7 protein-coding genes are annotated in these 12,585 nt (G+C 53.6%); all 7 read right to left on the bottom strand.

The window, feature by feature from the left end:
- Positions 1-28: 28 nt before the first annotated feature.
- Entirely contained in the window at positions 29-1,534 is a 1,506-nt protein-coding gene (locus AC50YG_RS21850) for an NHL domain-containing protein (protein WP_494829551.1), read from the bottom strand.
- Positions 1,535-1,550: 16 nt separating this feature from the next.
- The gene (locus AC50YG_RS21855) at positions 1,551-3,887 is read right to left on the bottom strand and encodes a FecR family protein (RefSeq protein WP_494829553.1); all 2,337 of its coding nucleotides are present in this window, start codon (positions 3,885-3,887) and stop codon (positions 1,551-1,553) included.
- On the bottom strand, positions 3,884-5,635 hold the full coding sequence (locus AC50YG_RS21860; protein ID WP_494829555.1) for a CHASE2 domain-containing protein: 1,752 nt from the start codon (positions 5,633-5,635) through the stop codon (positions 3,884-3,886). Before AC50YG_RS21860 ends, AC50YG_RS21855 begins: the two co-directional genes overlap by 4 nt.
- Before the next feature lie 246 nt (positions 5,636-5,881).
- Complete coding sequence (locus AC50YG_RS21865; protein WP_494829557.1) at positions 5,882-9,091, bottom strand: GAP1-N2 domain-containing protein; 3,210 nt, start codon at positions 9,089-9,091, stop codon at positions 5,882-5,884.
- The gene (locus AC50YG_RS21870) at positions 9,091-10,350 is read right to left on the bottom strand and encodes a TRAFAC clade GTPase domain-containing protein (RefSeq protein ID WP_494829559.1); all 1,260 of its coding nucleotides are present in this window, start codon (positions 10,348-10,350) and stop codon (positions 9,091-9,093) included. Before AC50YG_RS21870 ends, AC50YG_RS21865 begins: the two co-directional genes overlap by 1 nt.
- A gap of 22 nt (positions 10,351-10,372) precedes the next feature.
- The gene (locus AC50YG_RS21875) at positions 10,373-11,014 is read right to left on the bottom strand and encodes a beta-mannanase (protein WP_473756912.1); all 642 of its coding nucleotides are present in this window, start codon (positions 11,012-11,014) and stop codon (positions 10,373-10,375) included.
- A gap of 256 nt (positions 11,015-11,270) precedes the next feature.
- Positions 11,271-12,557 carry a vWA domain-containing protein gene (locus AC50YG_RS21880; protein ID WP_494829561.1) on the bottom strand — a complete coding sequence of 429 codons (1,287 nt, stop codon included), beginning with the start codon at positions 12,555-12,557 and terminating at the stop codon, positions 11,271-11,273.
- Between the last annotated feature and the right edge of the window lie 28 nt (positions 12,558-12,585).

The following is a 12,585-nucleotide window of genomic DNA, read 5'->3' on the forward strand; positions in this document are numbered from 1 at the left end:
CTTAACTTCCCAAATAAAAAACGTCCTATTATTGCCCGCTGTCTAGGACAGCAGCGCGATATTCGGTGTCATAGACGGCAAGGAATGAAGTTAAGCTCTCCAAGTGGCTGGCCTCGATATAAAGCACGCCTCTCGTTATGACAACTTTGCCCTTGGAATCCGGCTTAAGGCTCAGTGACCAATCGCCTTTATGCAGCTTGGCGGTTTTCGATGCGGCATGCCAATTCAGCTCAGCGCCCCATGCTGAAAATACGCTTCGCACCGGGAGATACACCTTATTCTCACGCGTGTAAGGTGCAGGACCGCTCGTCAGCTGCTTGCCGTCCAGCCACAGCTGTACAGCTGCTCCCGCAGGCAACAAATCAATGCCAGACAATAAATCCTCTGCACTTCGCACAGGCTGCAATTGAGCCGGATTAACCGCTAGCTTCTTCACATTGCCATTCGGCGGATCGGAAATATACAGCTTTCCTGAGCGGTAAAACAGCCCCGAAGGCTGATTGAACTGCGTCTGCTCAGCTGTGCCGATCTGGTCGCCAGCCATATTGTTTCCAGCCAGTGTTATCACCCGGCCGTTCGCCGTCACAGCGCGAATCCGGTGATTAAGGCTGTCCGCCACGAACAGGACGCCACCCTTATAAGCAAGCCCACGCGGGCGATTGAAGCGTGCATCAGCAGCAGCTCCGTTTTGATAGCCTCCCATCCGATAGCCGGTCAAAGGATCGACTGCTGTCTTTTGCCCTGCAAGCGTCGCGACCTCTCCTTTATCTATTACCCTAATGACATGGTTTCCACTATCTGCGACAAAAAGGCGCCCCGCTTCGTCAAAAGCAAGCCCTGTAGGCTCATTAAACCGCGCCTGCGCTGCCGTCCCATCTACATAATCACCTGTTTCTCCTGAAGGCGCCTGTCCAGCAAATGTCGATACGACACCTTCAGGCGTAATCCGGCGAATAACATGATTAAGCGTATCGGCCACATAAACGCTGCCCTCAGCATCAACCGCAATACCCGTTGGCGAGTTAAAACGCGCCTTGCTCTGCTCGCCATCCATGTAGCCAGCTTCGCCGTTTCCCGCCAGCGTCGTCAGCTTGCCACCCGCAAATTTGCGAATAGCATGGTTGTCTGTATCGCTAATGTACACATTGCCCTTCGCATCCGTAGCAGCAAAAGAAGGCGTGCGGAATGCAGCTACCGCCGCTTCCCCATCCACATACCCCGCTGCTCCGCTGCCTGCGGCAGCACTGATTTTACCCGCAGCACCGTTCCAGCGGCCGATGTTATGGCCGCCCGAACTCACGACAAGCAGCTCGTCCCCGCTCGCTGCTGCCGTCAAGCCCCATGGCTGCTTCAAGCCTTGCAGCTCATAGGTTACAGCGGCAGCTGTCTCCTCCGCGACTGACCATTCCATAGCTGTTCCAGCTCCTGCTGTTGCGCCCGTGGCTGCCCCAGCGGCCGCGGCTATGCCTCCTTGCGGCAGCAGCGACGTGACCAGCAGCGCGCCGACTGCTAGCAGCATTCCTTTTTTGTTCATTGGATTTCCACTCCCTTTAGCCCAATATTCGTGCCGGCATAATCAAAATTTCAATGAGCGCCGAGCTGACTTCTTGCCCATTTTGCATAATAAGGACTTCAACGAAATGGCTTCCCACATCCAAACGATTATAAAAGGCTTCTGTTAGCGTAATCGTCGGACCTCTGCCCGGCTCTTGTTCAATCGTATAATCCGCTGCATCCACGATTCTCGATCCGATCTCCGATCCACCATAAATTCGCACCTCCCCTAAGTCATCACCCATCGTATTGATTCGAGTAACAGGGGGATTCGGCATGCTGCTATCTTTGATATGCTTTACATATCCCGGACTCCACGATACGGTAAAGAAAGTGCGCTCAGGCGTTTTCAGCATATCCGGCTGAACTTTGTCCTTTTCCGGATTTTTCAAGCTGTTTCCGGCAATCGTTACTAAAATCCCCGTGCCTCTAGGGACAGCTTCAGCCAAATAGATCGACAGCTCCTTGCCTGATATTTCGACATATTCGAGCGGCAGCCTCCTGCTTCGATCTCCTTGCTCGTCATAGAGCCAGAACTCTACTTGCTGTGCGAGTCCCTGATTAGGAAAAGCCTGCTCATTGTATATAATCGCTGTTGTGAAAGGCAGCACAAACGTATGGTCATTTTTAATATAAAGATCTCGATCGCTATTGAAGGCCTCCTCGTCAAAATAAGGCAGGTCGCGAGAATCCTCCACCACAATGTTCATGGTCAAATTTGCAACCTCTGCGCCTTCCAAATCCAGCTTAACCGACAACGTATAATGCGCTGCTGCATCCAAAGTTTCGAGCCATTGATTATTAAAGGTGAAGGTGAAATGATTTTCCCCGCTCATTTGAGTGGAATACGCCACCTCGGAATCAAAAGCTACCGGGCCTTCTGCATTTGCCAAAGTCATTGTCATAGTGGCATTGCTATAGCCGAGATGATAGACGAATATATCGTCCAATTCAGTCGTTTCGCTCAAGTTCTGTACATAACGAAGGTCCGTTTGGCTAAGCGCTGGCTTAAAATCAATATCATTGCCATCCCGGCCAAGCTCGGTAAAGTCCGCCTGTACTTCACCTGTTTGAGCGTTTTTCAAATAATCGCCACGTACAGATATATACAGTCTGGAATTGAGCGGAAGCTCATTGGCTAATTGGATAACCAAATTTTTGCCGTCTATCGTTGCACTCCGGGCTTCCCAGAAAAACTCCGGATCATTGATTGCAAATATTACGCCATCCAAAAGCGTCCGATTCGGATCATCCTCCTGCTCATTGAAGGCAAGCAGCGTCGTGAAAGGAATAACGATCGTCGTGCTATTTATGAAATAATGATATAGATTGCTGTAAAAGGCAGACGTATCCGCCTCTGGCGCCCCTTCATACACGACTGGTGTCGGTGTCGGGGTTTCCGTCGGCACTGATGTTGGCGTCACATCTGGTGTTGCCGTAGCAGTAGGCGTTGGTGTGGCTTCTGGTGTTGGCGTCACGGCTGGTGTCGGCGTGCTTCCGCCCGAACCAGAACCACTGTTTCCTCCACTGCTCGCTGGCACACTAGAAGCGGGCTGACCATATACAATAGTCGGTTTGCTGTAAGGCTGCCCTGCCGCTTCTGCCGCCTTCTCCAGCTCCGCCTGTTTTTGCTTCACGAGCTCGCGTATTTGCTGCTTGAGCGCCACATTCGCTTCCGTGTCAGCAGCCTGCTCCAGCTCCTCCAGCAGCTTCTCCAGCGCAACGAGCGGCAGATCGCCCAGCATAAGCGGCCCTTTCGCGCCTTCGCCTGCTTGATTCAGCTCGATCTGCTCATTCGCCAAAAGCGCCGCGATTCGCTCGCCATCCTCTCCGGTGACGCTTACGACACCTTCAAGCACGCCGACATAGCTGTTGTCCTGCTCATACGAAACAGCGAATTTAGTGCCCATAACGCCCATTGTCGCTGTCGGCGTCTCGATTTCAAAGCGGGAATCGCCGGTGAGCTTCTTCTTCACCTGAATAATGACTGAACCGTTCTGGAGCGTCAGCTTCGTCTTCCCGCCAATCGCGCTGGCGCTTTTGACCAGCTCACTGATGAGCAGCGTCGTGTTCACTCCAATCGTCACTTCCTTGTCGCTGTCGAGGTCCATGCTTACTTTGCCATTGCTTCCCGTCTTAATCGTATCCCCCTGCGTAATGGCCATGCCCTTAAACGCATTGAAGCTTTTTGTGCCGCCGCCCTTCTTCACCTCGGCTTTGCCCGAAACAGACGTCAGCTTGCCGACTTTATCGGTATCCTTCGCCCATGCCACTGCAGGCAGTGCTGCATAACACACAAGCATCCATACAAGCAGCCATTTGAAGCTTCTCATTTTAATCCCTCCAATTCATAAATGTGAATGCCCTGCTCCTTGCCCTTGACCTTTATTTCTCCAAGCGATTCCGCCAAAATGCGATCCTTGACCGCCTCATACGTCGACTCGCTCAGCACAATTTGTCCCGGCTTTGTATGGCTTTCCAGTCTGGCAGCCGTATTGACCGTATCGCCAATTGCCGTGTAGTCCATCCGCGTTTTGGAGCCGATGTTGCCGAAAACCGCAGGCCCCGTATGGATGCCGATGCCGAATTTCACCCCAAAGCCAAAGCGCTCGATAAGCTTCTTCTCCAGCTCCACTGACCCCTGCTTCATCGCCCACGCGGCGCGCACCGCTTTCATCGGATGATCGTCCAGCAGCAGCGGCGCGTTGAAGATCGCCATCGTCGCATCGCCAATAAACTTGTCGAGCGTCCCCTCCTGCTCAAAGATGCAGCTGGCGGTCAAATCCAAATACTCATTCAAAATTTCGACAATCTCTTCCGGCTCAGCCTTCTCCGACAGCGGCGTAAACCCGCGAATATCGACGAACAGTACCGTCAGAACGCGCCTGCTTCCGCCCAGCTTCAAGCCATCCTCGCCATTTTTCAATATCTGGTTGACGACCTGCGGTGCCACATACCGGCCAAAAATATCCGTCACCCGCCGCCGTTCCGCCAGCTCGCTTACATAGTTGAAAATGACGACCGCTAGACAGCTGGCTCCCAGCAGCGGCACCACATAACCCAGCGACAGCAAAATGCCCTGCCCATATAAATAACGTCCACCTGCGATAAATACGGCGATAAGCACCGCAACCGACAGAAAGGACAGCAGCATATTCAGCTTGCGGAACAAATAATAGGCCAGCACCACAGCCGCGAGCAGCACGAGCGCGTTCCATTTCCAATCCAGCTCCCGCTTAAAATCCTGCTCCATCAGCTGTTGGAGAATATTTGCATGAATTTCAACGCCGTTCATCGCTTGCTTATCGTTCATTGGCGTCAAATAATGATCGTTAAAGCCGACAGCATAAGGACCGATCAAGACGATTTTATTGGTAAAATAGTCCGCCGGAACATCGCCGCTCAGCACGTCCGAATAAGAAATCGCCTCATACTGATTGGGACTGCTCGTATAGGCGATCGGGAAACGCTGAAAGCCATCGAGCGACAGCTTGGACGTTTCGGCCTGCTTGCCTAAACGCTGCATATACAGCTTGTAAATCTCCCATGTAAAGCTGTCGATCTGCACGCCCTCTTTATTAAAAGAATACAGCGCCTTGCGCACGACCCGATCTGAATCGGTAATCGTGTTGATGTGGCCAGTCGCTGCGGCCGCTTCCTTAAGGCCCTCGAACGGCTCGGAAAGCTCCTCCGCTTCAATCGCGCCTAAACGCGCCGACTCGGCGAAGGTCCCGTAGACAGGCAGCACGACATTGCCTGCTCTCGCAACCGCATCGACAAACTCGCTGTCCGCCTCCTCATCCGAGCTCGTCGCAAAGGTGACATCAAAGGCAATGACCTCCGGCTTGCCCTCGCTCAGCGTATCCACCAGCTGCGCATGTGCGCTGCGGCTCCACGGCCAGGTGCCGAGCTCCTCCAAGCTTTGATCATCGACAGCGACGATGACGATTTGTGTATCAACCGGGCTTTCCCGCTGCATCACATGGTCTTGGAAATAAAATTCAGCCTGTGAAAACGTCCCCCGATATAGACATAGCAAAGCAAGCGCCGTCAGAACAGCCATGACATGCTTGAGCTTCAATTGTTTTTCCCCTCTCAAGGCTTGCCGAATGACTGGCTATGCGAGCAACGGCAGCCGGCAATATCTCTGTCTAATTTATCGTTTTAAATCTTTTGCTTTTATGTAAAATTATCCTGTCCTTTATTATAATTCAGAATGCTACGCTTGGCATGATCTAGCGTGAACTTTAGGAAAAAACATGGCTTTCAGTTGCATAGGAAGCAGCCCCCTGCCAATAAAACCGACAGAGGGCTGCTTCCTGCATGCTTAATTCGTTGTGTTGGTTGATGGTGTCGGTTCGCTAGTGCTTATGGCAGCACCTGTATCGGTCAGGCCTGCATCCTCAAAAGGCCCGGACAGCGTATATTCAACGCTTCCTACCTTCAATTTGCTTGCTGGAAGCAGCTCCACATCCTCGCCTAAATCGACAACGACGCGGTTCGGATAATCGCTCGGATTCGGCTGTGCTGTGCTGCCAGCAGAACCTGGGTCGCTGGTGCCTGTTCCACCTGGGTTTGCACTGCTTCCGCCGGTGGAGGCTGCATCGTCATCCGCTCCTGCACTTGCATCCGGCGATGAGGAGGCGATACCGGGACTAGCTGATCCGTCATCTGCGGTACCAGCGGCTGCATTTTCTACATTGCCTGTATTGCCTGCCGCTGCATCGCTAGTTGCTGTAGGAGTAGGCGATGCACTATCGCCCGGGCTGGCAGAAGCTCCGCTTTCATCCGTTCCTGACCCAGCGGGGGTTTCCGCAGGGGCTGCCGAACAGCTAGGAATGAACGTTAGGCCGCTATATTCCTTTGTTTCTCTATCTGCTGCGACAACAGCCACCGTCTCTGGGGAGAAGGCGCTGCATATGGCAGCATCCGTGAACCGGAATACGAGTGTTGTCGTTTGTTTGCCGTCAACACCTTCCTGCTTCGCCGCATATACGAGTGTATCGGGAATCGCTGCTCCTGGAGTAGTCAGGCCAGGGCTACCCGTAGCGCCAGGAAGATTGGCCCCTTCCTCAGGCTCGTCTCCGCCACCAAGCGCAAGCAAGCCACCTATGCCTACCATTAGTATGGCGAAAGCTATAACTATGGAGAAGAGGAACGGTTTACGATTTTGCCGAAACATCTTCGCCAGAGGCGAAGACAGCTCCCCTCTAACCTGCTTGTAGACAGCCTGCAGCCTCGGTCCTGCCTTGGAGAAATATTCATTCCGATTCGCACGGCTCTTGAAGGCATCGCGGTCATGCTGCCTGAAATAATTCGTAATGGCGGTTGCATACGCAGGCACGAAGCCTCGCGGCCGCATAAAATCCTCATGGCGCTCCGACCATGCAAAAAATTGATAAATGAGCTCTTTTTCCCCTGCGCTCTTGCGCAGCGTATCCAGCAGCCCTGCATAATCAATCGTCTCCATGTCTGAGCTGCGATAGAAGGCAAGCACAAGCTGCTCGAACCGCTCGGCTTTCATTTCCGAATCGACCGTCAGCATCCAGCGCCGTCCAAGCTGCTGGACGCGGTCGATTTCGACCGGAGACAGCTTTGCGAACAGGCTCGCCTTCGGCAGCGGTCTGAAGAACCAGTCGTAGGCCGCTTTAATAATAAGCGCCGTCGACCTTTGCCGAGGATCAGTCAATTGAGCGTTCCACTGCTCCAGCCGATCCGCTCTCTCCAGAAAGCTACCCTTGAGCAGCTCGCGCTGCGACAGCCGGTCCAAATCAAGCTCCGTCAGCAGCGTCCGGTAAGCGACGAGCTCCAGCTCAAACAGCCGGACGCCAATTCCTGCCGTCAAATGGTTCGTCTTCACGCGGCCCTCGTCGCTGTCGAAAGCGGTAGCGCTAAGCTTATCCAGCTGCTCATGCACTTGCTGGAACACCTGCACAGGCTGCGCCTCATCCATCAGCTTATCCTTAAGCTGCTGCCTGACGAGCTTGTGCACCACATCATTATCGAGAATGGCGGGAAATTCCTTGCCCCATTTGCCCATGAAAATAATAATATCCTTAGCCGATCTTGCATCCCGCAGCTTGCCGTCCAAAAACGGGAGCAGCAGCCGTTCCAGCAAGGGGCCGTTCGCGAGCATTTTGCTGACAAAGTCCTTCAGCAGCAGCGGATCGGATTCCAAGGTTCCATAGTAGGCAGCCATCGCTTCCGCTTGCCCCTGCTGCTGTGCAGCAAGCAAGGAACGGATGAAGAAATCGACGATTTTGCCACCATTATATTTGCTGTCGATGTGGTAATAATCCTTAAAGCTCTCCGCAATGAACGGCTCGGGCACACGCCCGTCACGAACAGCATCAAACTCATAATCGAAGCGGGACAAAATCAAATCATTCATCCGTATGCGCTGCGCAAGCGCTCCTGCCGGCTGCAAATACTCCAGCATTCCGCGCAGGACGGCGCTTTTATGCGTTTCATACAGCTCATCGCTGCCTTCCTCGACTTGGAACAGGACGCTTAGCTCATGGTAAGAGCCAAGCGACATTAGCCGCTCCTGCCCCATGCCGCTGAGCATTTCCTCAGCAAACTGATAAAAACGCTCGGCGCGGTCCGGCTCGTCCAAGACGCTCCAAGCAAAATCCAAATAAGGATGCTCTCCCTTATCCAAATCCACATTCAGGAATCGATCGTTAACAAAATCAAAGGTGTAGTCCTTATCCACATTGCGGTCGCCCGCCCGCAGGCTGCCCTTCTCGACGAAGGTGAGATGAATCCCTTTGCGGCTTTGCGGCTCCTTGGCAAACGTCATGAAGCCAAGCTGCTTGCGGAATGCATAAGGCAAGCTCGCATAAAGCACCGCCAGCAGCGCTTTTGCTTGTTCCGGCAGCCGCCCAATAGGCACATCCAGCGCCACATATACCTTCTTGCGTCCGCCAACCGATGCCATTACGGCAAGCAGCAGCTGCTTAAAGCGCTGCTCGCTTATGTTCAGCGCAGCGAGCGCCGCCCGCTGTCCACCGCCAAAGCCCGCAAGCCCTGCTCCGCCAGCCGCAGAGCTAGCGGCCCCGGCCTCGCGGGCCGTCCATGCTCCGCCCGCCGCTTGCGGCAGCGCCGCCAAATCGGGCAGCTCCATGCCCTGCTCAATATCGTAGCTGTCTACGAAGGCAGCGCCGAGGAAAGCTTTATAGCTTTCCAGGTCAGCATCTGCAATCGCGGCAGGAATGACGTAGTTGTGCGTGAAGAAGGCGCTGCGCAGCCCCGTAAAGTCAACGGCTTGATAGACGCTGCGGCCGACAACCGCCTCGCCGCCCTCCAGCCTCAGCACATACGCTGTTTCCGGATAAGCGGCGCCATCCTTCTCGCCGCTTGCGGCCAGCTCAGCTGGAGCATCATAGACGCAAAGCGGATGCAGCTGCTTTTTCACAAACTGCTGATCCAGCCCTTCGGACTTGGCTACCGTGTCATAACCTTCCGTCGAGCGAAAAATGCCGCGCCGCTCCCGCGTATACAGCTGCTGGCCAATCATAGAGGTAGAATGCTTCACTATTCTCTTCTCCCCTCTATATAACCCAGCTTATACAGCAGCCATATAAAGGGCTCATCAACGCGGATCGGGCTGACGACCGTCTCCATCTTCTGATTGACTGGATTGCTGCCGAGCGCCGATACCGCATAATAGGCCGTATCCTTAAAGTAAACGTCCATCGTCCCTTTAAACGGGCGGTCGACCTTCTCAATAAAGCGCCGCATTTCGCCATCTATATTTTCAAATTCGGTTAAATTGAAATAATTGCGATGCACCATATTGTGAAAAATGTTGCTGTTCGACTTAATATATTCGCCTTCATCGTCCTTAAGCGCATGCAGCATATCGCTCTTCGTCAAGACGACGGCGGTTGGAATATCCGTCTTGCTGTTGTCCTGGTAGGCGATAAAATCCTTGAACATCGTCAGCACGACATCCCTTGGCTCATCATATTGCGGAGCCCACTCGCCCGGCTTGTCGCCGTGGTTAATGCGAAGCTTCTCGCGGATGGAGCGGATTTGCAGCGGATCGACCATGAACAAAATGCCGGAGGAGTTTTTAATGTGCTGCCCATGCAGCCCCAAATAATCCTCCTCGACCATGCCCTCGCCCGCCACATCAAAAAATACAAGCGTCAGCGGCGGCTTCGACTCGTCACGGAAGACGAATTGAAAAATAAACGGCTCCTGCATTTTTTCCTTCTGCGTGGAAGCCAGCAGATCGCCGCGCCCAAACAGCGGTTCCTCATAGTTCGTGCGGAACTTGCGGCTGATCTCCGCCGTAAGCGGCATGCACGCCGCGTTGAAATGATCGGCTGTCGTATTTTGCAGCGTATGTATGAGCGCTGTCATATACACCGATTTGCCGACCTGGGAAGCGCCGATAATCGAAATAATATTGCTCGGCACCTTGCCCGATGTCACCGGCAGCTCGTTATGGCATTTCGGACACAGCCTTCTGCGCGTCAGCTCGCCGTATCGGTCGTTCAAGCCAATCAGCACCTCGCCTGCATACAGATGCTTCTCCTCCGGCACATCCTCGGGATGAATAACCGCCTCAATATCATGTACCGAATCGAGGCCGAAACGCTCTCTGTACCGATTCAGCTGCTCATCCTCGCCCAGCGCATAATCCTCATCGTCCTCGCGGCTGTGTGTGGCACGAAATACGACATCTTCCGGCGAAAACTTGCTGAAGCAAAATGGGCATACAATATCATAAGAGCCTTGAAGCAGCTCTGCTTGCGGTTTTCTTTTCAAAAAATCAAAAAAGCCCATGCCTTATCTCCCCTTCCTGCTGTCATTCCGGCACCAGTTCGTACAGCTGTGCGAAACGCGGGCCATCGGTGAAAAATACACGGACGAAGTCCTGCTTGCCGACCTCGATTGGCGGCAGCACATTCCGCCCGGAGGCGAAAGCAGCGGCAAATGGATACATCATGCCATCGTCCTTGCTCGCTGGATAGCCCCCTGCCTTTTTCACATAACATAATACATCCTTGGCAATCGGCACCTCTGCCGTCACCTGAATAGACACCGTCTTATAGCGCTGAAGAAATCCGGTCTTCTGCTTGACGGAATAGCGGATCTTCGCTCTGCCGGCGCTCACATCCAGCTCGCTCAGGCCATCGCTCTGCAGCCAGATGACTTTGCCATCCTCCGCTCCCTCTTCATAAATGTAGACGGTAAAGCGGTAGCGCCCGATGCCCTCCAGCCGTATATGATAGCCGTTGTTTGACTTGTATTCAGCCCTTGTATAGAGCTTTAATGATGCAAGGTCCGGCGTTCCTCTGAATGCCGCCTGCTCAGCCTCCGCCTTGCCGATATAAACCGCCTCGACGCCGCTCGGCCATAGCCATTGCAGCGTGCAGCGGTCGCCACTCAGCGTATGAGTCAAGCCTTTGATTCGCGGCGAATCGCCCTCTGCTTCCACAAATCGCATCTGTCAATCGCCCCCTAGCTGACTTCTAAGAGTGTGTCGAAAAAGAGGCTATGCTGCATAAAAAGCTTGGCTTCCGATCGCCATTACCCTTGAATTTCTTTGAATAGGTTTCTAAATGTGAAAATCCAAGGGTAAAAGCTTATGCTTACGATGCTGCTTTCCTTCGGAAAGCTTTAAGCGAACGCTACCGCTTCTCCAGCACAAGCTTTTTATTCCGCTACGCCTTTTTCAACACGCTTTTAAACTTAGCATATTTCTAAAATCCATGGTTGCGGCTGTCCTTCGATCTTCCTTCGCCGCCAGATGTTCCGCGCTCTCTTGGAACCGGAGCCCCGCGGCGCCTGTCGTTCACCGGACGGCTATTCTCCCTTATTGGCACGATCAAGGTGAATAAGGAAATCATAATCGCAAGCAGCGCAATCGCCATAAAGCGAGTGAACGAATCACTGAGAACATGGCCTGACAGCCACGCTTCCAGCACGAGGCCCGCCAGCAAGCCGCCAACTGCGCCGCCAATGCCAAAGCTGCGTGCCAAATAGCGATTGTCGAAGAACAGTCCGATCGCCACGCCCAGCACACCGCCGATCAGCAGCATCGAGATGACGCGAACGATTTTGTAAAACGTTGCATCGGCCATCGGTCCCGTGCGCTCGGTTACGAGCGTACGATCATCGATCGTATCATAGATCGTCTGGAAGGCCGTAGATACCTCTGTTGCCTTCTGCACATCGTAATAAGCGCCGCCTGTCGACTCGGCGATGTTGCGCAGCAGGTCCGCTCCTCTCGAATCCACGAGGCTGAGGCCGACGGAATTAATCGCAATCTGCTGCTCCTTATAGAGCGCAAGCTGCGGAGCCACATCGGATTCGCTGAAGCCATCCGACAGCAAAATCACCATCGTTCCACGCTTGCTCTCCGCCTTCGCCTCAATCGTCTTTAACGATTCCTCCAGCGCGACGCTGAAATTCGTTCCGCCATCCGTCGGGACAAACGAATCAATCGCCGCGTTGACCGCTGCCTTATTGGCAGCCGAGTCTACACTCGTAAACGGCAGCACCTGCTCCGCCAAATCGCTGAAGCCCACAATCGCGACGCGTTTGTCATTGTCCATCTGGTCAATAAGCTGCTTCGCTGCCACATAACGCTGATTGTCCGGGTCCGTCTCCGCCATGCTGCCGGAGTTGTCGATGACGAGGACTATGTCCTTCACCTGCTTTAAGCCGCCAATATTGAGGCCGTAAAAAAATTGCAGTCCCCAGCCCGCTACGAATAGCAGCACAAGCGTCGCCGGCACGAACAGCTTCCACGAAAGCCCCGTGTAGCGCTGGCGCCAGGAGGAGCCGTTCAAATGCGGATTGACCAGCTCTGCAACAAAGCAGCCGAGCCCGATAAATAATGCGAGTACGCCAAAATACAAGCCCATGAGAACCGAACGCGGCATATCGCCCGTCCACTGCGCCAGCATCAGTTCTCCGATGGCGTAGCCGATGAATCCCCCTATTAAGCTAAACAACAATAGTAGCAGGTTTATTTTTCGCTGCATGTGTATAGCATCCTCTCTTACGTGCATT

The organism is Paenibacillus sp. J31R34 (assembly GCF_059383715.1).